At 53.5% G+C, this 26431-nt stretch carries 27 protein-coding genes; 5 read left to right on the top strand and 22 right to left on the bottom strand.

Translation table 11 applies throughout. The features are described from left to right. Positions 1–15: 15 nt before the first annotated feature. From Z948_RS0103805 to Z948_RS0103775, 7 genes are all read right to left on the bottom strand, one after another. On the bottom strand, positions 16–267 hold the full coding sequence (locus Z948_RS0103805; protein WP_025058249.1) for a hypothetical protein: 252 nt from the start codon (positions 265–267) through the stop codon (positions 16–18). A 138-nt stretch (positions 268–405) separates the two neighbouring features. Continuing rightward, positions 406–696, bottom strand: coding sequence for a helix-turn-helix transcriptional regulator (locus Z948_RS0103800; RefSeq protein ID WP_025058248.1), 291 nt, complete (start codon positions 694–696; stop codon positions 406–408). A gap of 148 nt (positions 697–844) precedes the next feature. Continuing rightward, the gene (locus Z948_RS0103795) at positions 845–2035 is read right to left on the bottom strand and encodes a tyrosine-type recombinase/integrase (protein ID WP_025058247.1); all 1191 of its coding nucleotides are present in this window, start codon (positions 2033–2035) and stop codon (positions 845–847) included. A 357-nt stretch (positions 2036–2392) separates the two neighbouring features. After that, entirely contained in the window at positions 2393–2722 is a 330-nt protein-coding gene (locus Z948_RS0103790) for a DUF2322 family protein (protein ID WP_025058246.1), read from the bottom strand. Between the two features lie 143 nt (positions 2723–2865). Continuing rightward, positions 2866–3939, bottom strand: coding sequence for a flavin monoamine oxidase family protein (locus Z948_RS0103785; RefSeq protein WP_025058245.1), 1074 nt, complete (start codon positions 3937–3939; stop codon positions 2866–2868). A gap of 93 nt (positions 3940–4032) precedes the next feature. Further along, positions 4033–4701 (bottom strand): cupin domain-containing protein, encoded by a 669-nt coding sequence (locus Z948_RS0103780; protein ID WP_025058244.1) that lies wholly within the window; start codon positions 4699–4701, stop codon positions 4033–4035. A 157-nt stretch (positions 4702–4858) separates the two neighbouring features. Further along, positions 4859–5794: an MBL fold metallo-hydrolase gene (locus tag Z948_RS0103775; RefSeq protein WP_025058243.1), complete on the bottom strand. Its 936-nt coding sequence runs from the start codon at positions 5792–5794 to the stop codon at positions 4859–4861. Positions 5795–5893: 99 nt separating this feature from the next. Between Z948_RS0103775 and Z948_RS17815 the strand changes: the two genes are divergently transcribed. Then, positions 5894–6469: a TetR/AcrR family transcriptional regulator gene (locus tag Z948_RS17815; RefSeq protein WP_025058242.1), complete on the top strand. Its 576-nt coding sequence runs from the start codon at positions 5894–5896 to the stop codon at positions 6467–6469. A gap of 20 nt (positions 6470–6489) precedes the next feature. Here Z948_RS17815 and Z948_RS17810 read toward each other — a convergent pair whose 3' ends face one another. From Z948_RS17810 to Z948_RS0103755, 3 genes are all read right to left on the bottom strand, one after another. After that, positions 6490–8298 carry a phosphatidylglycerol lysyltransferase domain-containing protein gene (locus tag Z948_RS17810; RefSeq protein WP_025058241.1) on the bottom strand — a complete coding sequence of 603 codons (1809 nt, stop codon included), beginning with the start codon at positions 8296–8298 and terminating at the stop codon, positions 6490–6492. Positions 8299–8589: 291 nt separating this feature from the next. Then, complete coding sequence (locus Z948_RS18380; RefSeq protein ID WP_025058240.1) at positions 8590–9102, bottom strand: DedA family protein; 513 nt, start codon at positions 9100–9102, stop codon at positions 8590–8592. Beyond that, positions 9099–10721 carry a bifunctional helix-turn-helix transcriptional regulator/alpha/beta hydrolase gene (locus Z948_RS0103755; RefSeq protein WP_025058239.1) on the bottom strand — a complete coding sequence of 541 codons (1623 nt, stop codon included), beginning with the start codon at positions 10719–10721 and terminating at the stop codon, positions 9099–9101. Before Z948_RS0103755 ends, Z948_RS18380 begins: the two co-directional genes overlap by 4 nt. Positions 10722–10853: 132 nt before the next feature. Here Z948_RS0103755 and Z948_RS19015 point away from each other — a divergent pair, with 132 nt between their 5' ends. From Z948_RS19015 to Z948_RS0103740, 3 genes are all read left to right on the top strand, one after another. Then, positions 10854–11033, top strand: coding sequence for a hypothetical protein (locus Z948_RS19015; RefSeq protein ID WP_162171769.1), 180 nt, complete (start codon positions 10854–10856; stop codon positions 11031–11033). Positions 11034–11036: 3 nt separating this feature from the next. After that, the gene (locus Z948_RS0103745) at positions 11037–11672 is read left to right on the top strand and encodes a hypothetical protein (protein ID WP_025058237.1); all 636 of its coding nucleotides are present in this window, start codon (positions 11037–11039) and stop codon (positions 11670–11672) included. 106 nt (positions 11673–11778) lie between these two features. Next, positions 11779–12930, top strand: a complete 1152-nt coding sequence (locus Z948_RS0103740) for a tetratricopeptide repeat protein (RefSeq protein ID WP_162171768.1) — start codon at positions 11779–11781, stop codon at positions 12928–12930. A 56-nt stretch (positions 12931–12986) separates the two neighbouring features. Here Z948_RS0103740 and Z948_RS0103735 read toward each other — a convergent pair whose 3' ends face one another. The 7 genes from Z948_RS0103735 to Z948_RS0103705 form a co-directional block, all read right to left on the bottom strand. Further along, positions 12987–13787 (bottom strand): phosphodiesterase, encoded by an 801-nt coding sequence (locus Z948_RS0103735; protein ID WP_025058235.1) that lies wholly within the window; start codon positions 13785–13787, stop codon positions 12987–12989. Positions 13788–13839: 52 nt separating this feature from the next. Next, positions 13840–15099 (bottom strand): ABC transporter permease, encoded by a 1260-nt coding sequence (locus Z948_RS0103730; RefSeq protein WP_025058234.1) that lies wholly within the window; start codon positions 15097–15099, stop codon positions 13840–13842. Next, entirely contained in the window at positions 15096–16040 is a 945-nt protein-coding gene (locus Z948_RS0103725) for an ABC transporter permease (protein WP_052033095.1), read from the bottom strand. The genes Z948_RS0103730 and Z948_RS0103725 overlap by 4 nt, the downstream gene beginning before the upstream one ends. Positions 16041–16051: 11 nt before the next feature. After that, positions 16052–17161: an ABC transporter ATP-binding protein gene (locus Z948_RS0103720; RefSeq protein ID WP_025058232.1), complete on the bottom strand. Its 1110-nt coding sequence runs from the start codon at positions 17159–17161 to the stop codon at positions 16052–16054. 119 nt (positions 17162–17280) lie between these two features. Continuing rightward, positions 17281–18420: an extracellular solute-binding protein gene (locus tag Z948_RS0103715; RefSeq protein ID WP_025058231.1), complete on the bottom strand. Its 1140-nt coding sequence runs from the start codon at positions 18418–18420 to the stop codon at positions 17281–17283. Positions 18421–18651: 231 nt separating this feature from the next. Next, the gene (locus tag Z948_RS17800; protein ID WP_081784022.1) at positions 18652–19656 is read right to left on the bottom strand and encodes an NAD(P)/FAD-dependent oxidoreductase; all 1005 of its coding nucleotides are present in this window, start codon (positions 19654–19656) and stop codon (positions 18652–18654) included. Beyond that, positions 19646–21079, bottom strand: coding sequence for an NAD(P)/FAD-dependent oxidoreductase (locus Z948_RS0103705; protein WP_025058230.1), 1434 nt, complete (start codon positions 21077–21079; stop codon positions 19646–19648). The genes Z948_RS17800 and Z948_RS0103705 overlap by 11 nt, the downstream gene beginning before the upstream one ends. Before the next feature lie 78 nt (positions 21080–21157). Between Z948_RS0103705 and Z948_RS0103700 the strand changes: the two genes are divergently transcribed. Beyond that, positions 21158–21922 carry a DeoR/GlpR family DNA-binding transcription regulator gene (locus Z948_RS0103700; protein WP_025058229.1) on the top strand — a complete coding sequence of 255 codons (765 nt, stop codon included), beginning with the start codon at positions 21158–21160 and terminating at the stop codon, positions 21920–21922. A gap of 14 nt (positions 21923–21936) precedes the next feature. Here the strand turns inward: Z948_RS0103700 and Z948_RS0103695 are convergent, their stop codons facing one another. The 5 genes from Z948_RS0103695 to Z948_RS0103675 all read right to left on the bottom strand — a co-directional run bounded on the left by Z948_RS0103695 (position 21937) and on the right by Z948_RS0103675 (position 26431). After that, positions 21937–23319, bottom strand: coding sequence for a DUF3179 domain-containing (seleno)protein (locus tag Z948_RS0103695; protein WP_245604548.1), 1383 nt, complete (start codon positions 23317–23319; stop codon positions 21937–21939). A 172-nt stretch (positions 23320–23491) separates the two neighbouring features. Continuing rightward, on the bottom strand, positions 23492–24412 hold the full coding sequence (locus Z948_RS0103690; RefSeq protein ID WP_025058227.1) for a sugar kinase: 921 nt from the start codon (positions 24410–24412) through the stop codon (positions 23492–23494). Positions 24413–24417: 5 nt separating this feature from the next. Next, on the bottom strand, positions 24418–24729 hold the full coding sequence (locus Z948_RS0103685; RefSeq protein WP_025058226.1) for a cupin domain-containing protein: 312 nt from the start codon (positions 24727–24729) through the stop codon (positions 24418–24420). Positions 24730–24745: 16 nt separating this feature from the next. Next, positions 24746–25489, bottom strand: coding sequence for an SDR family NAD(P)-dependent oxidoreductase (locus Z948_RS0103680; protein WP_025058225.1), 744 nt, complete (start codon positions 25487–25489; stop codon positions 24746–24748). 60 nt (positions 25490–25549) lie between these two features. After that, on the bottom strand, positions 25550–26431 hold the full coding sequence (locus tag Z948_RS0103675; protein ID WP_025058224.1) for an NAD(P)-dependent oxidoreductase: 882 nt from the start codon (positions 26429–26431) through the stop codon (positions 25550–25552).

The following is a 26431-nucleotide window of genomic DNA, read 5'->3' as shown; positions in this document are numbered from 1 at the left end:
TTGCGTAGAACTCGGTCATGCATGGCCAATAGCCTCGCGGACCTCTTGCACCTCACGGTCCGTAACAGCCTTCAGACCTCGCACGCACTCAACATCTGTCCGATATGCGCCATCTTGTGTCATGGCTTCACGGTAAAGGCAGCGCGGCAAGCCTAGCGCCAAGGCTCGCATAGCTTCATCCACAACGGCGGCGCGAGCGTCGATCTCGCATTGATCAATGGAATAGTGCGAGGTAATCGCCACGCAGACTTCGTTTAAACGTCTCATTTTCGGCTCCAAAAAACTGGGGCCAGCTTGCTGTTAGATCGCGCTTGAGGTATGGGTCGAATGTGGATGCGCTGGGTAAAAGCAAACCGGCAAGAATTGAGCCCCGACCGTGTTTGCGCACGGCGGGGCCTTTTCATTTCAGGCGGTGTGGCCTGCCTCGGCGGCTTCATGCGCTACGTCAGCGGCTGCTCGCTCCGCGTGGTCTGCAAGCCACTGTTCAACAACGCTCTTTCTCCATCTGGTGGCCCTCCCCAGCTTCTGGCCGCGAGGGAAGCTGCCCTCTGAAACCCATCGCCATAGGGTCGCTTTGTGCAGTTGCATCCAATTTGAGATGTCGTCGATCGTGAGTAGAGGATCCATGCCCAAGTTGACAATCTGGGCCTGATTAAATTCATTTTCGTTATTTGGTTGAATTGGTTGAAGCGTCATTTACTACCTCGTCTATCTAAGGTTTTGGGCTTCTCCCGTAAGTGCCGCTGCCTTGTGGAAACGGGTTTTGTGTGGTCACATTAATGAGGCCGCAAAGTCAGGTACAGTAATTTGTTGTCGCGCGGCGTATCAGAACCCGCCCCTGCGCCTAACCATGCAGCTTCACCAACTGGCCTGATAGGCCTGTTACATGGCTAGCCCATCTCTCAAGCAGGGCGCGGCGTTGCTCCAACAGGTCACTGCGCTGGTATGCTCGGCTCACACTGTTGCCCGTGGCGTGTGCAAGCGTCATTTCTGCTATCTCGTGTGGCGCATCTGTACACTCCGCTATCCAAGTACGCAGGGACGTGCGGAACCCATGAGGCCGCGCCTCTAGGCTTGCTCGGGCCATATACTGACTGAGGGTCATATCGCTAATCGGTGAGCGGCCGCGGGAGCCCGAAAATAGCAGGTTATTGCGGGAATGAGGCAACGCTTGTTCGATCACGCGCTGGGCCTCAGTCGAGAGAGGTACACGAAAGTCCGAGGTTTTGCCCTTTGCGCCCTTCATATTCTCTGCTGGGATCGTCCACGTATCGCCGTCGAGTTGGTCCAGTGTGAGTAACCTCAAGGGCTGTGAGCGCACGCCCGTTAGGATCAGCAGTCGCAAAGCTAGATGGGTCACTGTGCCGTCTGATAGGTCTTCATAAAAGGCTGGAACCTCCTGCCACGGCATCGCGGGTACATGTTTTGCAACATGGCGCGTCTTGCCCAAGAGAGCCTTGGCCTTTTCGCAAGCCTGCAAATCGACGTCCAATCCAAGCGCCGCCGCATGTTTCAGGACAATCCCGATACGGTTCATCGCTTTTCGTGCCGTGTCTGCTTTTTCATGCCAGATGGGTTTCAGCGCGTCCCTTATGTCGATCTGGTCAATTTCTGATACTGGAACCTTGCCGATCTTTGGAATTATGTGCCGCTCGAGGGGGCTCATCCAGCGTCCAGCATTCCCCTCGTCTTTCAATTCGGCCTTGCGCGCTTCAAAGGCATCCCTCGCCACATCCGCAAACTGGTGAAGGTTGCGCAGAGCATCGCGGCGCTCTTTCTCGCGTGCCTTCACGGGGTCAACTCCCGCCTTGGCCATCGTACGCCAGTGTGTAGCTACCTCGCGTGCCTTCTTGAGGCTTAGGGCTGGGTACCCACCCAAACCCATCTCACGCCGCCGGCCGTGGACCGTGACGCGCAAAACCCACTGCCTTGATCCGCCATCCCTCACGTTCAACCAGAGACCGCCGCCATCGCCATGCTTTCCTGATGGTAGTGTTTCGATCTGTCTGGCGCTGAGTTTGTGAATTGCGGCCATTTTCTGCGCCCCCTTTTGTGTCCACCTTTATGTTTGCGCGTTTAAATGATCTTGCGCAACTCAGAAATAGCTGAAAATATTGTATTTATGGGGGATCGAAACTGAGAGAGACTTAAAGAGATAATAAATTTGTGGATTAATGTGCCGCCCCTGGGCACAATTTAACTTTCTCTAGATGTTAAATTTTGAAGGTTGAGTATGTTTAGGTATTTCGCCTCACCTCGCCAACTCTGTGCCTTAAACGCTTAGTTGATGCCATTCTCTGATTTCGTATCGAGAGGGCTCGGTTTGGTGCTGGTAATATCACGTCAGAAAGCCAGCCGACCCTAAGCCGCGAAATAGGGGGGGGCGCACGCTCTAAGCTTTAATGGGGCGAATTTCTAACGGTGCGTCGCCGTCTATGATTTTGAGCAAGCGGTCAATGTTGGGGTGCGCTCCGGGGCGGTTTTTGGCATCGGCTGTGTGTTCGGCAAAAACATCGAGGCCATGCTCTGCTGCTTTGGCGTTAAGGGTACCAAAACACTGCTGAAGATAACCATAAACCGCAAGCGATCCTTGCTGCCCTGGTGCATTTTCAATGGACCCAACAAGAGTCCCGTCTTGATCAAGAAGATCGATGCGCGCGAGGTTTTGCGTGGAGGGCAATAGGTGCAAATTTTCCTTAAAGGATAAAGTTGGGCTAATCATCTGGATGTCCTTTAGCAACGGCTTTGGATTCGTGTTGGGCGACTTATATTCAGGGTTTGAAACCTTGGGTAGTTCGAAGCGCTTTGCAACCCATCATTCAGACGGGCGGGTATTCGGCTGCGTTCAATTGGGATGTTTTGGTATCAGTTGGCACCTTGGGATATCACCTTTTGGGCCTTCAAAGCTGCCAATGTATTTTCAGCGGCCTCTAATGCCCCTTCCAGAAAACCACCAAAATGAGGCGCCACCTCGGTTCCTGAAATCTGGAGCTGACCACCCCAAAGGTTGCTCAGGTTTGCGGGCATCGAATAGGTCGGATGGGCATATAGCGGCGCGTGGTCGGCGCTGGTTGCGGTGTAGGGATCAAAAGCCCAGTCTTTGATATAAAGCTGTTTGGGGTTGGCGGCTTGGGCGCCGAACAGACGCACAAACTGTTCGGTCACATGGTCACGCAGGGTCTGCCCATCAACGCGCCCTTGCGGTGGTACGCCAATAAACCCGAATAATGCATAAGGCCCGCCGATGTCAGGAGATGCATCGTGGATTTCGACCATCGGCCCAAAGCGGCTTTGCGCATCCCCCGATAACCCCTCATGGCGCCAAAACGGTGTGTCATAGACAGCGACGGACTTGGCGTGCCCCGCCATCCATGTCGGGACGCTCTGCAAGCTGCGCATTGTTTCGTCTGGCAACGCGGGGGTAAAGGTAATCTTGGCCGCGGTGCGCGGAGGCATCGACAAAACCACATGATCCGCGTGAAATGTTTCACCTGTGGTGAGGGTGGCGGTGATGCCTGTTTCGGTTTTGGTAATCTCTTTTACAGCTGCATTCAGGGATTTTCGGGTCTCTGGCAAAGCGCCCGATAGGGCGTCGATGAGGGCGCCAAGCCCCCCGTGAAGCCGCCAAGACCCCTCCATAGACGAAAAGCCGCGGTTGCGTTGCACGCGCGCAGTTTCGTCTTCGAAAACCATGTCTCCTGATGCGAATTGATCGAATTTTCTCAGCCCCAGTTGAGCGATCAGCGCAGCAATTCTCGGCTGGTCGGGCCAAAACCATGCTGGCCCCAAATCGAAATACCCATCTCCCAAGCGCTCAGTCTTGATGCGGCCACCGTACCGTCCACGTGCTTCGATTAGGTGATAGTCCTCGCCCTGCGCCTCAAGCGCATAGGCAAGGCCGAGACCAGAAAGCCCGCCGCCAATGATCAGCACAGTCATCCCTTAAGACCCGATAGCGGCAGGCGGCAAAGCGATTGGCCAAGACCTGCATTGGCAAGGGCGGGTAGTGAATGCGGATGGTTTTGCATCAGGTTAAATCCGCGGTGCTTGTGCATAGGCCAAATGGCCGGTTTTGAGCCATACCTTCGCGCCAGTTGGCCCCGCAGTCACATTCAACGCATGGCCTTCTGGCAGGCGCAGCCAAGCACCTTTTCCAAGGGTCTCGCCCCCTTCAGAAACAGAGCCATCAATGACCAGCATTTCGATGCCTCCTGTGCCAGAATTGACAAGGACAGCATCGGCATCGAGATGGCTATAGGATACGATTTCGCGGGCATCTCGGTGCAGCTCAGCCGTTGCGACACCATTGACTGGCGTTGCTAGTTCCTCGGCCATGGTTTTGCGAAATTGCGTGCGGTCGTCCATGTCAAACTGCCATAGTTTCACGAAAATTACGCATCCGTCGTCGGACCCAGGTGTATGGGAGGTGGTGGGGGGATTGCGCACATAGGTTCCAGCAGGAAAGTCGCCATGTTCGTCCTGAAACACCCCCTCCAGCACGATGAACTCTTCGCCGCCAGTATGGGTGTGGGCCGAGAATTTGCTATTCGGAGCATAACGCACAATCGAGGTCGCGCGGGCGACTTCATCACCGATCCGGTCCAACATGCGGCGGTCTACACCTGGCATCGGGGATGCAACCCATTCGATTTGGTCAGAGTGAATAACAACACGAGATTTGAAATCGGCATTCAGTTCCATTGGGTTTTCCTTTTCGCAGTCACCGTTGGGTTGACAAATTTTCATACTACCTACCAGTAGGTAGGGGGGGTGATCAAGTAACCCCTGATCCGATTTTGGCCCTTTCAGAAAGGGCGTGATCCCACCGCGAACGAACCCTGTCCGCGGTGGGGGTGTTTTAGGATTTCGGGAATAGGAACAGATTCTGAATATCAACCAAACCTGCCGCAAGATAGGAAGGGTAGCGATCCAGAATAGCCCCTTTCAGCTCCTCACCCGTGGTCGATTTTGCATATGCGTCTTGGGCGTAATCAAGATAGACTAACGCATCATCAATTGCCTGACGCGAACCGGCTGTTGGGCCGTGACCCGGCAAAACCAGATCAAAAGATGTGTCTTTTTGCATCTCGATCAGACCTGCTTTCCAACCGTCAAAGTTACCGTGGCCACAGAACAGGTGGCAATTGTTGTACAACATGTCTTGGGCGATCAGGACCTTTTGATCAGGCAGATAGATCGTCATCATGTTGTCGGATTCCGCATCCGTCACGTGGCGGAACTCAAATGTGACGCCATCAATCACTTCTGTCGCCCCATGTTCGATCAGGTGATTTGGCACAACTTTGGCTGGGGGGACATGCTCGCCCAAAGATTCGATGCTGATTTCGATAAAGAAGTCGCCCAATTGATCGATCTCGGCTTGCGTTTCGGCAAAGGAATAGATCGGCACATCGCGGAATTGATACGCGCCAAACCAGTGGTCTGGGTGCAGGTGAGAGATGATCATACGATCTACAGGCTTGCCTGTGGCTTCGGCGTAATCGCGGATTTCTTGCCCGTAAATGACAGAGCGTTGACCATCCACAAAGACCAGACGTTCAGGCGTTTCAATTACGTGGGTCGTCACGCAACCCGTCAAATCAGGGCTTTGGTAGCTATGGATTTTGACGTTGCCAAAGTCGGCCACGGTCACAACGCCATGTTTAAGCGGTGTTGTACCCTGATCAAGCGGGCCACCGCCAAGGATGTTGGCGCTTACAATGCTTGGTGTGGCTAATGTTGTTGCGGCTGTGCCGACAAGAAGGCTGCGGCGATTCATGATGAGTTTTGACATGCTGTTCCTTATCTATCTAGTACTAGGTAGGTAACTGTTAGGAGCTTGTCTTTTTCATGTCAACAGTCTATCTAGTGGTTGGTAGGTAAGGAGATTGTGATGCCAGAAATGCAACCCACAGGGAAAGCTCTGGATATTCTTGAATCAGCACGTGTGCTGATGATGGAACGGGGCTTTAACGGATTTAGCTTTCGCGACATCGCTGAAAACGTGGGCATCAAAAGCGCAAGCATCCACTACCATTATGCGACCAAGGCAGATTTAGCCGAGGCAACTGCACGTGCTTATCGGCTGTCGTTTAACGATAGTATCGAGCAGATAGATGCTGGCTCCGCTGCGGAGAAACTGCGCGCTTATGGGGCTATGTTTGTGACCACTCTTCGAGAGCAAGAGCAAGTGTGTTTGGGCGGCATGTTGGTTGCTGATGTGGCGTCTTTACCCGCGCAGGTTCGGGCCGAGGTTGCTCGGTTTTTTGGCGACCAAAACGATTGGATCGAACGTGTCGTTCGTGAGGGGCAGGCGGCTGGTCAGTTTCGGGCGGATCTGGATGCGGCAATGTTTGCAAAGGTGTTTGTGTCTAGCCTTGAGGGCGCGATGATGGTTTCGCGTGGGCTTGAACAGCCGCAAGACCTTGAAGATGCGCTAGATATGCTGGTCAAATTGCTCGACGTCTGAACCCACCACCCTTGGCCTTATCAGGGGGCGTCATTTCTCCGCCTGCCATGAACTTCCACGGCGATATCGACAAGCCCCAATGCTAACCCAATGCGATTCACTGACGCCGCATAACGTGGAGTCCATTGGGGCGCGAAACTGGATTTGAACTGAATAAGGCCGGGAGTTGCGGCTTTGCGCAGAACATAGCCATGCAAGTGATGCAGAACAGTGGTTTTCGCTGCGCGATCTGGAGGAACCGCAGCGAGGGAAAATTGGGCAACCCCTTCGGCCCTTGCCGCTAGGACCGCACAATGGATCAAGGCATGCATCGTCCCGTTTGGTACGTTATGGCCCTGTCGCATCAGATCAACACACCATTCTTGTTGGTTGGTAAATAGTGTAATGAAAGCAATGGGTTTTCCGTTCAGTCGGGCAATTGCTACCCATTGTTCCGATACATATTCTTCGCAAAATTGCCCCAAGGTTCCTCCGCGTGCAGGGCCGCGCATGGCCCGCCATTCCGCATCAATTTCGCGCATCTCTTTTAGCGGTAGCTGTGTTTCTTTTTGGGCGACGACACCGCCTTTTTCGGCCGCGCGCAATTTGCGCCTAAGGCTGCGGCGTTCGGGAACATCCAAGGTGAACGTTCTGGGGCACAGTAATGCATCATCAGCGACATGCACCACCGCCCAACCCGCCTCTCGAACTGCGGTCGCTTCGCGTGCCGTGCATTTATAGATCATAGGGATTTTGCCGCTTTGCCATGCTTCGTTTTGTACGGCTTGCAAGGTGGCTGGCATGGTCCCGTATAGAGGCGAAAAGAGAGCTGAGACCGTTTGTGGTGTTGACCAGAATGCTGCCGCCCCATCCTTAAACGTAACCAGCCGCCCTCCGTTTTGGCGGATTACGCCAACTTCGCTACGTTGCGCGTTTTCTATTGTATGAAACTTGGCATCGGGCAGGGCAGTACGCTGTCCCCCTTTTAGGGGGAACAACAGCATCACCATGCCGATGCAAGCGGGCAGCGCATAATAGACCAGCCGAAAGGAGATGATCGATTGCATCAAACTATCCGCCCCCACATGGGGGAAGACCCCCAGTAAAACCAGCTCAAACGGCCCAACGCCGCCAGGGGTATTGCACAGCAAGGCCGATAGCAGCGCGATGAGATAGATTGGAAAGAAATGCACCAATGACATGTCGATCTCTGGTGGCAAGAAAAGCCAAAGCGCAGCCGCAGCGCCCAATGTATCAACCAACGTCCATTTAAAGATACCAGCCGTGATGGTTATGCTTGGTAGCTTTATATCGTTTTTGCCCAAGCGAAATCGCGGAAATCGGACAAGCGCAAAAACGAACAGCGGCACGGCGCATGTGACAACCATAGCAGGTATAATCGCCCCGCGCGGCGCTGGCAGGACCAAACAGGCAAGAGCAGTGAGCACAACCAATGCCATGATAAAAGACAGCGACACAAAAGCGGATAAGGCTAAAGCACGGCTTGCGCCGAGGGTCGGTAACATCCGCCAACGGCACACAGCGCCCGTTAGCATCCCGAACCCAATCGTTTGCGCAAGGGCGATCGCCGTCATCCCTGACACACGGCTGTGGTTTTGGGACATCCCAGTGCCAAGCTGGCGATGGGCCAAGTCGTCGTACTGACCAAGTGCAAAAAAGCTGAGCGCGGTGCAGATCAGACCCCCAATCCATATCTGCCAAGGAATCGATAGCATGTAGCGGGGCAAATCATGCCACAGATCACCGCTCAGCTGTTCAGACAGGAGCAGAACGCTCAGACCGAGGATGAGAAACGGAAATAGGTTTCGTGCCGTAGTTTTCAGGACCACGTGAATACTCTCGCTGACAAGGTGCCCTATAAGTTGGGGCGTTGAGCAAGGGTTTGGTCCTGAGTCATCACTACTTTGATAACGGCAAACGGCAAATTACACTCTATTTTCAGAAGTTTGATAAGGCGTTGCTATTGGCTGCCCCTTAAACCAACCAAATCCACGAAAGGCGGAGTAGAGAGCCAGAAGGGGCTGGTTGCATAGCTATTTGATCTGCAAGGATATCTTTTGTGGAAATGGGCGGGGGGCGAAACATTGCCCGCCCTTTAGAGCGCAGAAAGCCTATGCTGATTAGGCCTCCACTTGATTTAAAATCCCTTGAAAACCTTCAACGCTGAGGAAGCCAATGAGGGTCCATGCCCCAACCCAAAGAATGGCAGAGACAGCTGACATCCAGAGGTATTTGATCGGTGTGGTTCCAGAGAACCCGACAAGAAAAGGAGCTATCGGTCGGCTGTATGCAAAGCTGCGACCGAACACAACAACCACAATATCCCAGCCCCCCAAACGTTCCATAATGGCATAGAAGCGATCGACATGACTTTGCCTAAAGGGAAGCTTGCGGCCCAGCCGTTTGGCGCGGCGGCCTAGTTGGAACCCTATGTTGTCCGCGATGACCGCACCCGCAACGATGCTGATCACGATCTGCCAAATACTCAATAGATCGTTGTTATATTGATAAATCGAGGTCCCAAGGATCAACAGGCCGCTAAAAAACAGACCGATCCCGAACACGCCATCCAAGATGGTCAAGACAATAAGGAATAGAATTTGGACCAAGGGTAGCGTTGCGAAATCGGTCATTGCGCAGCCCAATCTGGCGCATCATGCACCATGCGTGCGATCCGATGAACGATCTGCTGGGGGTGGCTGAATGGTAATAAATGCCCACCGCCTTCGAGTATGCTCCACGAGGTGAAAGAATGACTGTCGCAATAGGCCTGACTGGCCTCCAGCGAGATCATCTGGTCCTTTGCCCCCCAGATATGGTGAAGGTGCGCATGAGGTTGTGGAGACGCGGTGATTTTTTTCCAACGCTCCATATCTTGCCAAAGGCTAATCAAATCCCCCCTCAGGCCCATCATTTTGGGCCGCTCGAGCAGTTTGTACCCAGCAATCACACAGTTCACATGCGCCCGATCTTCTAGAACTTTGCAATCAGAGGGGTTGCGCGCGTAATTGGCCATGATCAACTTATTATAGTTGTCGCCACGGGATAAATAGGCTGCATAGGCCTTGAAATAGAACCCCAACGATTCCGGTGAATTGCGCAAACACCAATAGAGGAACCGGTGTGAAACAGGGTGCTTTTTGTGTGAAACGCCATCAAAATTAGGCATCCCAGCTGAAATGCAAATGCCGCGGCCAGTACGTTTGGGATGTTGCGCAAGGGTGGCCGCAACATAGGTTGCACCAGAGGCATGTGTGACAAGGCAACTCTGCTCTAGTCCAAGGGCATCCAATAACGCCGGAAATATTGTGAGCCATTCATCAAGGATGGTCTCTGTCGTCTTAGGATTGTCCGACCGGCCATATCCAGGGCGCTCTACACAAATGGCGCAGAGGTTTGCCCGCCTTAGCTCTTCCTCGAATGTGGCACCAAATTCATAACCGCTAACAATACCGTGCAGAAGGATGAATGGCTTGCCCGACAGCATGCCTTTTCGGGTTATGCCGATCTTATATCCCTGAACCGTGATGACCTCGGACTCTAATTGCTTTAACGCTTTTGACGTGGCCGTTGGGTCCAAGGGCAACATGAATTGCAAATGAAGCGCAAAGCGCACCGCTGCTTCACGGCCAGAGACACCGATTTTTGCATAAATCGCTTTCGACTGGGTTCTAATTGTCTCTTGGGATTTTCCCAAATGCTGTGCGATGGTTTGGTTGGACAGGCCTTTTACAAACAGTTCAAACACGCTCAGTTCTGCGGTGCTCAGCCCATGCTGCGTTGAAAAATACATGGACAATCGCTGCGACCACGCGGACCTTAACAGGCGGATATGAAAGCTGCTTGTAAGCTCTCCAGAGGATTGATTGCCAGCGTAGATCAGGACCATGCAATCATCGGTGCTATTGTCGCCTCGGCATACAACTAGGCGCGCTGGTGGGCTATCTGCTTTACGCATCTCAAAAAATGCGGCTTCAATATCGGAATGGTGCCAGTCTGGCAGGATATCAAACAGGCTGCGACTTGCCGGAAAAGAGGCCTCCCACGCCTTTGATTTGACTGTGTAAGATCCGTCAAAATTCACAACCGCCTCAAGGCCAAGCGCAGATTGTTGGTTACCTAAACCTGAGGAATCAACCTTTGAAATACGGTCTAGCACCTCAGAGGCCCGCCCAAGGTGGTTTCCTAATTGGTTCAATGCGGCCTCATCTAGATCCGCAGCATTCCCCCATGTTTCGAGGAAATCTTGCAAGCTATCGGGGTTTAAGGACAGCTCATAGGCCTTGTGGATCAGGTCTTCGGAATGAATGGCGTCTCTCCTGTCTGGCTTGCAGAGGTGCGCGCAGAGTGAAGGTTAGTCTAGTCAAATTATTCAAAAATGAAAGTGTTCCTGCTTGTCCGACCTTTTGGCGGGCGGCAGGCCTCTTTTAGCGTGATGAAAGTCAACGGCATAAATATCAGCGCTGCCTTAGAGATCGATTCTTTCCGCTGTGTTTCACCCCGCAGGGTGATGCTGCGCCATATTCAACCTCTTAAGCTCTATTTGTTTGATAAAGGGGAATAAGAAATGAATTCTTATATGTTTTTTGGTGTCCTTGCGGCCTTTGGCGCTCTTTCTGCCTGTAGCAGCAGTTTGGGCGGCGGGGGGAGCGATGAGTTCGACGCCGCGCAGATACTGATTTCGCGTTCAGCTGCGGCTGATGCTGCAGCCGTCGAAGACCTGCCTTCAGAGGCGTCGTTGAGTGGCGGTATAGAATTGAACGTCACCGGCCAAGAGGAAGCCGTTCTGGGGTCTATGAACGTTGAGGCGGATTTCGCAAATTCGACCGTGACAGGCTCGGCCAGCAATCTGGGTCTTTATGAAATCAGCGGTAGCTTTGGTGCGAACCGCGAATGTTTGGCGGGGGCCAGCTGTTCGGCCGAGCTGGTTGGCGAGCTTGATGGCGCGCTCGATTTATCTGGCAGCATCACAGGTAACACGTTTGACGGGACGCTGGCGGGCGATTTGTCTGGCTCGAATGCAGAAGGCAGTGTTGAATCAGAGGTCGATCTAAATGTTGATGGTCGCTTTCTTTCGGACAGCGAAGGGCTGATCGCTAGCGCCGATTTGGACGGAAGCAGCACAAACACAATCACGCCGACGGGGGGCATTGGGGAAACTGAAACGGCGGGCACCTCTGGCGTCTTTGTCGTTGCCGAATAATCCAAGCATTTGATGCGCATCTGTCAGGGCAGGCCTGAGCCGTGTCTGCCCTGACAACGGGATTTGAAAACCTTTCGCCATGCACATTTTTAAAAAATTGGTTTCAATGCTCAAACGGTCACGCAATTTTGGCGTGGCACTTTTCCTTGGGGCGGCGCTTGTTTTGAACGCCGCCCCAATTTATGCCCAACCTACCTTGGCAGAGCTTAGGGCGGTCCTAAAACGTGATCCAGACAACCGCCAAGCGCGCTGGGCTCTCTCTCGCATGGCGTATCAAGCGCAACATTACGAGGTCGCTAGGTATCATGTGATGCAGCTGCTAAAGAACAGCCCGTCACAGGCTGACGTAAATACCCTGTCGCGTGCCCTAGCCAAGATCAACAGCGAGGATCCTTGGCGCTTTAGGCTTAGTTTCGCTCTTCGCCCTTCGGATAATATTCGCCGCTATACCTATAATGACCGCTTTGAAACGGCGCTTGGAATTTTCACACCTTCTGGTGCGGGGCAGGAACAAAGCGGTATCGGGAGCACGATTGGCGCTAGTCTCTCTTATCGGTTTAACTTGGAGAATGCAGCAGAGTTGACGGTCATCGGGCGCATTGACCACAGTGTTTTTGACAGCGGAGACCTTAACTCAACCCGTCTTTTCCTTGCAGCCCGACATGAACGGTTTTCGGTTGGCCGCAAGACCATCATTGAGCCGTTCTTACGATTTCGACTGGATCATGATTTCGCATTAGAGCGCCGCGATGTCGGGCTGAATGCGGCTGTGAATCTGTTTCACAAAGGGGGGCACCAATTGCGTTTCTCTAGTGTCATTGAAAACCGCAGTTACCTTGACGAAGACGCCCTAAGCGGGCCTTATGGGCGGCTCGATTTGCGTTATGACCGTGTCCTTGATGTGAAAACCCGTCTGGGGGTTGGCCTAAGCGTTGCCCGTTCGCTTCCTCGTGGGGATCATTTGAAATACTGGGAGGGACGGCTATCGATTGATGCCTCCCGTCATTTTGACAAAATCGGCACGCTTGGCCTGTTTGGACGATACACAAACAGACAGTATGACGGGCTGTTCCCTGCAACGGATTTATTTCGCGCAGATGGGACAATCGCCGTGGGCGTGTCCTATCAACCCAAGCACATCAAAATATTTGGCGCGCGGCCCAAGCTGACCTGCCAGATCGAGCGTAACGCCTCCAATGTTTCGCTTTACGATTACAAGGCTAATGATTGCGGTTTCACGTTTCACCGCAGCTTTTAGATGGTCCGTTAAAGGGGCGAATTGGCCATGGCTCACATTCTGCCGTGGTTTGAAATTTACGAAGTGAAATCAAACGGACCATCCATTTCAGATAGTTGGATTGGATGTGTGATTAGCACCTCATCAGCGGTCCAGTGATGTAGCAAATAGGCTGGTTCGGATAGAAGAAATTGAGATGGGTTTCGTTGTTTCAGGTCCAGCGTTAGCTGCATGCCGATGCTGGGGCAGGTGGTTACAATTGTTCCGTGCCAGCCTGTGTTGGTATGAAGGTGGATGTGACCACATAGGAACCGTTCGATATTAGGATGGGCCGCGACCAGCTCGCCCAAATGGGCCGCCCCGCAAAACTCTTCCTGATCGGTTTCGGGGACACCTAACTTTAGCGGTGGGTGATGGGCAAAAAGAACAACGGGAAGGTCGCTTTTTGTGTGCAGCTGTTCTTTTAGCCAATCTAGGCGTTCGGGGCTGATTTGGCCGCTGTGCTGACCGGTATTCAGTGTATCTAGCCCGATAATCCGCAGGGGGTATCCTTCGATGACGTAATCCATAAAACCGGTTTGCGTCGTGGGGCAACGCATAGGTCCAAAGACCTCTGCAAGGATTTTCCGGTCGTCGTGATTGCCGGGGACAACAAACAAAGGAACTTCAAGCGCGGAAAGAATTTCGGCGGCATGTTCGGTTTCGATCCGAGTGGCCGAATGGGTCACATCCCCGCTTAGAAGAACCAGATCAGGACGGGGGTCTTGGTTGTTTATGCTATCTACACAGCGCCGCAGATTTGCGGCCATATCTGCGACGCCGCATGTTTTGTGCCCTGGGGCGGAGATATGCGTATCACTGAGCTGCGCAATGAGCATTTCACGTTCCTTATGGGCGATTGATCACATCGCCTGATTTGGCCAATGGATATCAGTCATCATTGTTTAGATTGGTTGGGGCAAAGACGTTACCAAACGCACCGCTCCCGCCTTGGGGTTCTGTGGGCTCAGGTGCGGCTTCATCGGTTGTCAGATTGTTCGGGGAGAAGACGTTACCAAAGGCCCCATTCCCTGCTGGGGCTGGGGTGGTTTGCTCTGTTGTTGGCGCTTGCTCCTGAGCCTGTTGTTGCTTGCGCGCACGTTCGGCGGTGAGGGCATCGATGCTCTTTTGAATTTCGATCTGGCGCGCTTCGCGCACCCGCTCTTTGCACATCTGAGGGCTGTAAGTCTGGGACGAGACAATCATCACAATGACAGCAAAAGCAAGCAGGACAAAAGCGATAGCAGCAGCATTGCCCCGCATGAAATTTGGCAAAATGCTGTTGCCCATAGGTTTGGCGCGGCCTTGGGCGATGGCTTCGTTGCGCTGGCGATTGCGCTGTGTGGCCTCAAACGCAAGGGCTGCAAAAACGGTCAATGCGATGATGATAAACGCAAGAGAGGATATCGACGGGTTGATCCCCAACCGTACTTTTTGCGCCAGAACAGTTGTCAGCGTTTTATAGTCGATAATTGTGAAGGTGGTGGTGTTATAGTTCTCGAACGAGGCAAGAAACGCCAATACCGAGGCCGAGGCAATTGCAGGGCGCATGAACGGCAGCATGATCTTGCGAAAGGCTTGGGAATGGGTCGCACCAAGGTCCAAGGCAGCTTCGGTAAGGCCGGGATCAAACCGTTGAAGGCGCGCGACAAAGACGAGCATCGCGTAAGATGCGATAAAGGTGGACTGCCCCAAGATGGTCAGGAAAATCCCGTTGTGAAATAACCCGTGAATGAATGAGCCATCCGTGGCCCCCAAAAACACGCTGACCCGATCCCAAAACACCAAAGTCGAGATCCCAAGGACAACACCCGGGATCAGGATCGGCGCGATGATCATTGTATAATAAGTCGACCGAAGGCGCGGCCAAACCTGCGTCAGCACAATAGAGGCTGCAAGCCCCATCGAAACCGACAAGATCACCGTCCCGATGCCAATGATCACGCTATAATAAATACCATCGCGAATATGCTTGTCGTTGAACAGCACTTCGAACCACTCAAAGGTAAAGCACGCCCAAGGAGATACAGATGGAAAAGCGGGTGAGTTAAAGGCGGTTAGGCTCATCACCACCAGAGGGCCCAGCAGATAGCTGAAAAAGATCAGCAGATACGCCCCAAGCGCTATGCGCACGACAAAAGAGGATTTCATTTGCCAATATCCCCCATGTTCACCTTAAAGATGCGCATCACGGTCAGTACGATCACAATCGTGGCAAACAACAGGACGATGGCATAGGCCGCGCCTTGTTGCCAGTTCAACGAGTTGTTGAACCACTGGTAAACCAACTGCGTGAACCACAGGCTGCTTGGCCCGCCCAAAACCTGCGGCGCGGCAAGGGCGCCAGCGGTCAGCATGAAAACCATTGTTGCACCCGATGCGATGCCCGGTTTGGCGTGGGGAATGACAATACGGCGATGGATATGTAGCCAGCTGGCTCCCATATCGCGGGCGGCTTCGATCTGGTTGCGATCCAGACTTTCGATGACATTATACATCGGAAACAGCATCAGCAAAATATAGGCATACCCCAGCCCCGCATACAGCGCGACGTTCTGGCGGATGAAATCAATCGGCCCATCTGTGAGGTGCAGAAACATCAGCACTTCGTTCAACAAACCACTGTCGCCAAAGATAATCCGCAACGCAAAAGCGCGCAGGATTTCGTTGATCCAGTAGGGTATGATTAGCAGCACAACCAACAATCGGATAAGGCCCGATCCTTTGGATTGGCCCAGAAGATAGGCAAGGGGATAGCACAAGATAATGTTAAAGATGGTCACCATCATCGCCGCCAAAATGGTGCGGCCAAAGACCATCAGATCGACGGTGTTATAGGTTTCCCCAGAGGTGTCAGAACCATAAAGCAAATGCCGATAGTTGTTGAGCGTATAAACATCCTTGGGGCCGCCCTGTTCGGATGGAGGCAGGTTAAACCGGAAGGAATAATCCAACATAGAAAGCTGGGGCAGGATGATCAGAAAGATCAGCCAAAAACCAACCAACCCGATCAGCACGCTGCCCATCAAAATGCCGTTGTTGCGAAAGAAATCGGAAAAGATGATTTTCCTTTTCACGTCCTGCTTTTTCATGTTCCCCGCCTTCATTCCGAGGCCAATTCGCCCGCAGGCATGGCAACAGCATTTGCAGCGTCATAATTCAGGGAAAGGTTCTGACCGCTGGCAGAAATGTTGTTCTGTCCCGTATTGGGCACCGACATTTTTATCGTTTTGCCACCGTCACCCTCAAGGAAAACGCTAAACGTATTGCCTTCGAATTCTTCATTTACAACTTTGGCTGTAACGGTCGTATTGCCAGCCCGCGCAGGGCCAAGCTGAAGCGCCTCGGGGCGGATGAACATCATCGCCTCATCCCCTACGGATAATTTGCCCATTTGGGCAGGGGTGATCCGCGACAACAACTCGCCCGAGCGGCGGGTGCTGATCAGCGCCTCGTTGCCCTTTATCTCTTTCACCTTGCCGCGAAAGACATTGTTCTCGCCTACAAAGGAGGCAACGAAAGGCGTTGAGGGGTGGTCATAGATGTTCAGGCCGCTATCGATTTGATCGATCACGCCAGCTTTCATCACGGCCACATTGTCAGACATGGTCAGGGCCTCACCCTGATCATGGGTGATGTAAATAAAGGTGATGCCGACCCGCTTTTGAATTTCTCTCAATTCGGTCCGCATATGCTGACGCAGCTTTAGATCCAGCGCAGAGAGGGGTTCATCCAGCAACAACACATCGGGATTGGCACAGAGGGCACGGGCAATCGCAACCCGCTGTTTTTGACCTCCCGAAAGCTCGCTGGGCAGTTTGTCGCCTTGGCCTTCCAACGCGATCATGTCCAGCAACTCATCCGCACGTTTGCGCCGTTCACCAGCGCTGGCTCCGGCAACTTCCATCGAAAAGGCGATGTTTTCCCACACCTTCATCAGGGGGAATAGGGCGAGGTTTTGAAAGATCAAAGCGGTGGGGCGTTTGTTTGGCCCTATGCCAGCCATGTCTTTGCCGCCAATACGCACGGTGCCTTGGCTGGGTTCCAGAAACCCCGAAACAGCGCGCAGGATTGTGGTTTTGCCGCATCCTGATGGCCCAAGAAACGAAAAGAAATCGCCCCCGTTGATCGCCACATTTGCATCTTTCACAGCGGTGAAATCGCCAAACCGGATCGAGATATTTTCTAGATCAACCGCAACACCCGAACTCATGGTGGATTTCCTTCGTTATTTCTGGATCGGGTTCTGGATTGACCCCGAATGTGGCCTTTGCCACAGGTTTGTCCGGCCACCATCACAGCAGCCGAACAGGGTTTCTTGTTGCCAGCGGATTAGGCGCTTTGGAACTTGTTCACGAACTCGGTCCGCACATCGGCATACCATGGCGCTTCGGCTGGCCATGCGTTCAGATTGCCCAATGCGTCACCTGGATAGGCTTCGGCAAAGTTCTTGGCATATGCCTCGCCTGCCAGTTTATCCGCGCCCAAAATCGGCGAGTTATACCCGTGCTTATCAATCGCGGGGCCAGCGTTTGCTGGGTCAAAGGCGAATTTGATCAGCTCATAGGCCTGATCAATGTTCTTGGCACCTTTGGCCAAGGACAAACCATCAACCCAAGCCATCGCGCCCTCGGCTGGGGCTTGATAGGTTACAGGCTCACCCGCTGTTTTCAGTGCCAGCGGTGGGCCATCCCATGTTTGACCAACAACGACACCATCATTTAGCAGGCCGTTTTTCTGGCTATCTGCATCGTTCCAGATCAGTTTCAGGTTGCCTTTGCGGGCGATGCACCAATCGGTGATCATGGCCCATGTCTTGCGCATGTTTTCTTCGGATTCATAGGCCGCCCAAACAGAGCCAGGATCCATCTGACCCGAGGCTTCCATATACAGACCAGCACAAAGCATCCCTGAGTGCGCACGGATCATGGTTTTACCGGCGTTTTCCTCGCTCCAGATTTCGCCGTAGCTGGGCAAGCCATCAGCGGATTGAGGCGCCCATTTGTCAACGCGCCATGCCATACCTTCGGTACCCCAGATGTGGGGAATCCACGTCACGCCTTTGCCGTCAAAATCCCATGCATCTGGGCCAATTTTAACCATCGCAGGGTTGGCGGCGTCGATTGGAATGCGGCTCATGTCAAAGGGCTGTAGCAGGTCCAGCGGCCCCCACTGAAGCGAGCGGTTATTTGTTGGCCCCAGCAAATCGGCGCCAGACCCTTGCGAGGCTTTCATCTTGTTAATCAGCTCTTCGTTCGAGCCGATGCCGATATAGTTAACCTTGATGCCGGTCTCATCGGTGAATTTTGCCAGCATATCTTCGGGCCAGTAATCAGACCAATCCATCAGCGTCAATTCACCGGATGAGGCAAAAGCTTTGGACACAAGAGCAGGGCTGGCAAGCGCACCAACGCCCGCGATGGCGCCTGATTTCAACACCGCGCGGCGGGTTAAATTCGTTTTGTTTTTCATGGTTTTATTCCTCTCAATGCTGTTGGTGGTCGGCAAAGACCAAAAGTTGTATAGTTTCGCCAAACGTCAGCTTGGTCGAAAGTTGTAACACTCTCGCGACAGTTTTTGTTGTTGTTCTAGCAATGCATTTTTGTAGCGATGAGGCTGGTAATTCGATCTTGTTTCCCCCCTTGGTTTTCGAAATTCGTAAGTAATATTAAAAATTAGGCATATTGGCTGGGTATTTAGGCGTTAACGGTTCGATGGCGCATGTGCCCTTCGGCTTTGTTTGACCAGCTCTTGCGCCACTTGTTGGCCGATCTTGCGGCCTTCGGCCCAGCTTTTTCCGGCGGTTTTGATCGGAGGCAACAGATTGCCAGTGGCGAAATATGTGGGGTCAGAACATTGGCTCCATTGGTCAACATGAGGACCGCCAGTTGCCAAGTCGATCTCAAGGTGACCACTGCGGGCTAAAGCGGCTTCAGGAGTGAAGTCTCCACTCAAAATCACGCCATCGCAAGCGATTTGTTTTGTCTGCCCGTCGGGGCCCGCGATTGTGACCCCTTCAACGGTTTTGTCGCCGTTAATCTGTACCAGCCGCGTTTGGGTCAAAAGGCGGACGCCCAAAAACCTAGGATAAAACGCGCAAGGCCAAGGGGCCGATATCTTTGGATTGGCCTCGATCATCGCGATGGGGCGAATGCCCGCGTGGCGGCAGGTCATGATGGCAGAAAAGGCGACCAATTCAGACCCTATGATGACTGGGTTGGAAAAGGGGCGGCGGTGTTTCAGGTAAACCATGGATTGAAGTGCGCCGGTGTTCAGTACCCCCTGAACCCGCGCGCCCGAAATCAGGCGGGCTGATCTAGGTGTTTCGCGCATCCCTGTGGCATAGATGATCCGCGACGCCGAAATCTGATGCAGCCCGTCTGTTGTCGCAACGGATAGAACGCCGTTTGGGAGGGCCTCGGTAACTGTGGTGCCCGTGTATATTTCCACGCCAGCGTCTAGCGCCGTTTTGACAAGCCGCGCAGCATAGGCTGGCCCTGTAAGCACCTGTTTGAATTCGCGCATGCCAAACGGCGGGTGGCCGCAATGGCGCGGAATGCCGCCAGCCTGTGGTTCACGTTCTAATACTACAACCCGCTCAACGCCTGCCTCTTTTAGCGCGGTCGCCGCAGCCAAACCTGATGGACCAGCACCAATCAACGCCACATCAATTGAATGGGCCTCGCCCAAGGAGCGGCTACGCATCATCGATCTCTTGCGATATCGGCGGATCCAGCTTGCCCGCGGTGAGTTCGGCAAGCCGCGCAGAGCAATAGAACCCCTGACATCTGCCCATCGTGGCGCGGGTTTGGCGTTTTAAACCCGCCAGTGATTTAGCCGCCAAGGGCCCTTTCAGGGCTGCTTTAATCTCTCGGTTGGTGACCAATTCACAATGGCAGGCGATTTCGCCATGCCCTGCGGCGCGCCAATCACGTTGGCCGGATTGGGCCAATACGTTGGCCTTTGGTGTTTTAGGGTCAGAAATCGCGCGATGTGTCGCCCCCATATTTTGGTAAAGCTCGTAGACGTGGCGGGCGATTCCCAGCGCTGCGCTTAACCCTGTGGAACGGATGCCGCCAACGGTGATCCAATTCTTTTCGGGTCTTGGGGTAATGCGGTATTCTTTTCGCTCGGAGGCGGGGCGTAATCCGGCATAAACCGCAGTGACTGGCATATTCGCCAGTTCAGGTAGCTTGTCTTCGCCTTCGCGCATCAAGGCCTTTAACGCTTGTTCGTCGGTCGAGGCGTCTTTTCGGCTGGTTTGATCCTCAGCGGTGGGGCCAACAACGAGGTTCCCGAATACGGTTCGGAAAAGGACCACGCCTTTGGTTGTCTCTGTCGGGACAGGCAGGATGATTGAATTCAGCAATCCGCTGGCTGCCTTATCATACACGACAAACTGGCCTTTACGGGGCGTTATGTGGAAATCCGATTGGCCCAGCAGATCCTTATCCAATATATCGCCATAAAGGCCTGCACAATTGATCACCAAGCCAGTGCGCAATCGTCCCCGATCCGTTTCAAGCAGCCAGTTCTGCCCGTCAAAGGTGCCACTATTTACGGCGCTAGATAGGAAAACCTGCGCGCCGTTCTCTAGCGCCTGACGCAGATAAACATAAGGAGCAGACCATGGGTCAACGATGCTTTCTTGGGGGACTTTTAGGGCAGCTATGGCACGATTGCTTAGGTTCGGTTCGACCTGTTGCAAGGCATCTGCGTCAATCAGGCTGACATCGGAAATGCCGTTATCCTTGGCCTGTTTTTCGATCGCCGTCAGGCTGTTCATCTGGGCCTGCGTCCAAGCAACAACAAAGGCACCGCATTTTTCTTGCACCAAACCCAGATCGCCCATGATCGTTTCATATTCGGCATAGCCTTTGCGAATACAGTCCAATTCAAGCGAGCCAACAGGCGCATCAAACCCAGTATGCAGGATGGCGCTGTTTGCTTTGCTGGCCCCATCAAGGATGTCAGTCGCCTTTTCGATCACCGCGACTTTTGCGCCTTCTAATGTAAATCGGCGCGCCATTGCACAGCCGACAACACCAGCGCCGATCACCGCGACATCAAAGACCTCATCAGACAGGGCTGCTGTGGTCTTTGGCTGCGATTTCAGTTGGGCCTGTGCCAATGGATATCCTATAATCGGAATCGGGAATGACTGAATTGGTAGTCATTTTGACAAACTCGGTCAATATAGGTGCGGTAGATGAAAGTTGAGAAGCGGCAAACCCAAATCATTGATATGATCCGTCGCAATGGCAAAGCCTCGGTTGAGGACCTGGCCGCGCATTTGTCCATATCACGCGAAACCATCCGCCGTGATTTGACCCAGCTTTCTGAGGCAGGGAAGATATTAAAGGTCCACGGCGGCGCCAGAATGCCACGGGTGATGGGCGAGGGGCCCTTTAAACAACGGCTTTCTGAAAATGTCGGGGCAAAGATAGAAATCGCCAAAGCAGCCGCATCTCTGGTTGAGCCTGGCGAAACCCTATTCGTCGATACAGGGTCAACAACACTATATTTTGCCGAGGCCATTGCCCAGATTTCTGGATTGACGGTGGTTACAAACTCGACCGAAATTGCGCGCATTATGTCTAGCGCAAAAACGAACAATCGGGCGTTTTTACTGGGGGGTGAGTTCAGCGCGGACAACAGTCAAACTGTTGGCACCATGGCAGTAACCCATATCCGTTCCTTTCGCGCACATCACGCTTTTCTGACCATCGGCGCCATGGATGCGCGCAGTGGCGCGATGGACTATAATATCGAGGAAGCGCAAATCGCGCGCGCCATGATCGAGCAATCCGAGATGATTACCGTTTTGGCGGATTCATCCAAACTGGGGGCTTTGGCCTCTTTCGAGGTTTGCCCCTTGGGGGCGATTGACCGGTTGGTCACCGATCAGACACCGCCAGCCGAGATTCATGATGAATTCATCGCAGCTGGCGGCAAGGTTATCCTGAGCGCGTGAGCAATAGTTTACGGTTATCCCGCCCAGAGTTCGGTTTTGGGATGAAACTGGGACCAAGCAAACCAAAACGCTTGGTGACTGCCCAGCTCGGAACCATCCACATCTACGGCAGCCACACCGCCCGCTCTCAGCTCTAGGCGGATATTCTCAAAGGTGATCTCGTCTCCGCGCAGCAGGGCTGCGATGGCGGTGCTGCGCTGAAAGGCGATGGGTTTGCCCGATTCCGAGATAACGCCAATGACGTCTTCATGCACTGAGAGGCGGGGATCAACATCACCGATTGGGAAAATCGGACCGTTGGCATCGCGGCCATTTCTAAAATCGGGATCACTCCCTAGGGCGTACCGTTCGAGCATCACTGTCGTTTCGGGGTGTTCTTTTTTCCATGTTCCCCAATCGGATGTGATCACAGTTGCCTGCTTTAGCTGAAGCTTCTTTTTGGCCAGCGGGCCAGTAACGGCATGCCCCAAAAACGTATCGAATACCGAATAAGTTTGGATGTCATACATCACCTTGTTTGATCGGCTCAGCAATCCAGATGTCCGCAAAATCGGGCGCTCAACCCCCGCTGGTAGGCCATCGGTGAAATAGGCCTGCGCGGCGCCACATAGGGTGCAATAGGGAATGCCCAGATCGCGGCCGCCCAACGTATCATTGACCATCTCACGGACTTCCATGATGCGGCGCGGGTAGGCGCGGCTTTCTCCGTTGATTTCAATGCCAAACACAATGTCATCGTCTTTCAGCCATGTCGCGTCTTCGGCACTGCTGACCTCGGGGTTGTCCACGGCAGGAATGCAGTTGCACCCGTTGTCGGTGGTATCATAGGCGCGATTGTCTATCAGAACCCCGCCCCATGAGACCACCCGCCAATCCAGATCACCTTCGACAAAGATGTTATCCCAACCCGGTACAATGCCCGTGAAAATGCCGCGTTTGTATTTGAGATAATCCGGAGGGGCAGGGACATCCCAAGCGATCAGATGGTCCGTCACAACACCCCAACTGTTCTGATAGCTAAGCTCTTTCCCCATCAATTTCGAGGCCGCGTCTGTCAGGCTTTCGTTCAGGTGTTGAGAGGCGGCAAAGCGCATCAAATCACTGATCAGCCAAACCAGTCGCAAATCCTTTGAGGCGACAATCTGGTCCAGCGCCTGCTCTTCGTTTTCCGCCCAAGTGGGGAGAGTGACGCTTTTTATAAACGCGGTGTCTAGCGCGGCATGTATTTCTGGCGAAAGGGGGCCGGTGATGCTTGGGGGTGGATGGCCGAACTCTTCGGTGACATAGCTGGGCAGAGAGGACGAGGTTTCGGCATGGCTCACGTTAGTGCTTGCACAGCCTAGCAGCACAAGCGAGGTGATGGATAATACGCGGATGAAAGACATATTTGGTGACACAGTGATGGATCCTTTGCCGTTTCGGTCCCTCTCCGACCAACGGCATTAGATGCGGCGCCTGCGGGGGAAGCTTTTATCGAATGTGCATCGATTTGGCTTCAACAGCTAATCACGTTTCCAACAGATAGGCGTGAAACCAGCTAAACGGCCCGACCAAAGCCGGACCTGTTCGTTAGCTCGATTGAGGTTCCAGTGCATCGTCGCTGACTTGCACCAATGCGCCTTTGTGTTGCACCACAAAGCGGGCCAAGCGGCAGCCATCGGTGATCCCTGCGGGCATGCTGTTTCGTTGTAATATGCCTGCGATAGCGCCTGCATTGAAACTGTCTCCGGCTGCGGTGCTATCAACAACGGTTGCAGCGGGTTGAACCAGAATTTCACCGCGCTGGTCGTGGTCTAGATACACAACAGGGCGGTCGTTGTTTTTAACGATGATGCGTTTCACACCGATTTGGGCGTAGCGATCCAATGTCGCCTCGGGGCTGTCATCGCCGAACCATTCGGCCTCATCGTCGAACGAGGGCAGGGCGATGTCAGATTGCGCAGCCGCATGCATGATCGTCTCGGTCATCTCATCCGCGCTGGCCCACAGCCGAGGCCGCAGGTTGGTATCAAAGGCAATGGTCTTGCCTGCGCTGCGCGCCCGTTTAAGCGCGGAAAAGAGGTTCTCGCGGGATTGCGCATCTAAGATGGCGAGGGTGATGCCCGAAAAATAGATCAGCTCTGCCTGATCCATCGCCTGATCCAGTTTTTCGCTGTTCAAGGCCAATTGCTTTGCCGCTGATTGACCCCGCCAATAGGAAAAGCTGCGCTCGCCGTTCAAGAGGTGGATCAGATAAAGCCCCACAGTTGCGCCAGAAACCTCTTGCACATGGGTCACGTTGATGCCGCTGGTTTGCATGAAGCTGCGCATCTCGTGTGAGATGGTGTCGTCGCCAACAGCGGTGAGATAGTCCACCTCAATATCCGGCGCGATCTGCGCCAGATACCAAGCGGTGTTAAATGTATCGCCTGCATAGCCGATCTTGAACTCCCCTGAACGATCCAGAGGAGCAAGTTCTGCCATGCATTCGCCAATCGCCAATACTCGCATGGTCGTTACAGGAAATCGTCGCGGCGAGGTGTAAAGCTGTCGATCAGGGTTCCCGGCTCTAGGCAAACGCAACCATGGGTTTGGTTGGAGGGAATGACAAAGCTATCGCCCGGGCCGAATTCCTGTTCGCGATCACCAAGGGTAAAGCGGAAGCGGCCGCTTTTGACGTAGGTTGATTGTACGTGCGGATGATCGTGCAGCGCGCCGATTGCGCCCGAATTTTCGAACCGAAAGGCAACAACCATCAACTCGGGGTGATCCGACAGAACCTGACGAGAGACATGTTCGCCCGTTGGAACAACTGGAAACTGTGACATAGGTAAATCCAATCCGTTAAGAGAACAGCATGCCGCCGTTGAGGTCTACATTGGTGCCTGTGATAAAGGCGCTGTCATCACAAGCAAGGAACAACACAAGGTTTGCAACATCATCGACGTTCCCTTGACGTTTTAGCGGTGCTGCAGCTTCAAAACCGCGGCGCCCTGCATCTGGGGTGTGGATGTTGTGGAAATCCGTGTCGATCATACCGGGGCACAATCCGTTGACGCGGATGTCTGGACCCAGCTCTTTGGCCAGACCACGGGTAAGGGTCATGATGGCCCCTTTGGACGTGGCATAAGGCACCGAACCAGGGCCACCGCCATCACGGGCCGCTTGGCTGGCTAGGTTCACGATGGCGCCGCTTTTCATATGTGCAAGGCAGGCGTTGGTCATCATAAAGTTGCTGGTGAGGTTGAGGTCCATCACGTACTTCCAATGCTCCAGCGTGGATTCCGCGACTGTCTTACGGGCAACCAACCCGCCAGCATTGTTCACCAAAACATCGATGCTGCCAAATTCCGCGATGGTTTTGGACACCAGCGCATCCACGCTTTCTTGCTGCGTCAGGTCCCCCTGCAAAGCAAATGCTTTTCCGCCGTTCTTTTGGATCTCTGCCACAACCGCATCCGCGCCAGTGCTGCTGGCAAAATAGTTGATCGCGACGTTGGCCCCTTCCGAGGCCAGTTTGAGGGCAGCTGCGGCACCGATGTCGCGTCCGGCCCCTGTTACGATAGCGGTTTTTCCTGCGAGTTTCATGCTCGATCCTTGAAAACTGTTGTGGTTGAAAAGTTTAGCTTTGCGGGGGAGAGGGCGCGATTAATTCGCGCCCTGCTTTAGAAACATATCAAAGATTTCAGGAACATTGCCGTCACCCAAACCAGCGTCTAGCGCAGCTTGAAGGCTGGCCGAGGTGCCCTCAGCGATCTTTGAGCTTGTGCCAAGGTCTTGGATCATCTGAACAAAGTACTTAACGTCTTTGTTTGCGTTGCTGATGGAGAAGCCAAGGTCGCTCACGCCGTCAACGGCGTAGTTCTTGCAGAACTGCATGAAAGGAGAGTTGGACGGACCTGCTGACATAATGTCAAACAACTGCTGCCCGTCGATGCCTGCTTTTTGCGCCACGGCAAAGGCTTGGCTCATGGTGCAGGCGGTTGTCATGCCCATGAAGTTGTTGATCAGCTTGGTTGTGTGCCCAGCACCCAGCGCGCCAAGGTGGAAAACATTTTCACCCTGAACGTCCAAAACAGGTTTGACCTTGTTATAGGTTTCAATGTCACCTGCCGCCATGATGTTCAAAAGGCCGTCTTTCGCATGCATTGGCGAACGGCCTAGAGGGGCGTCCAGCATGCCTGCGCCTTTTGCGGCCAGATCGGCGCCGATTTTTTGCGTGGAAGCAGGGATGGATGTGCCGTAATCGATGACAACAGCGCCTTCCTTGATCCCCGCGAGGATGCCGTCATCCCCATAGATCAGGCTTTCGACGACTTCGGATGTTGTCACGCACAGCATCACGATGTCACTTGCCGCGGCAAGTTCTTTTGGCGTGGCGACTTCAACAGCGCCGCGCGCAACCGTCTCACCGACGGCTGTTTTGTTGCGGCCCATAACAACAAGGTCAAAGCCGTTCTTTTGCAAACACTCAGCCATTTTGCTGCCCATGAGGCCAAGGCCGATAAATCCGATTGTTGGGTTCGTCAT

The sequence above is a fragment of the Sulfitobacter donghicola DSW-25 = KCTC 12864 = JCM 14565 genome, assembly GCF_000622405.1.
GTDB lineage: Bacteria > Pseudomonadota > Alphaproteobacteria > Rhodobacterales > Rhodobacteraceae > Sulfitobacter > Sulfitobacter donghicola.
Note: the sequence above shows the minus strand (reverse complement) of the source record. Positions and strands in the feature narration are given on the sequence as shown.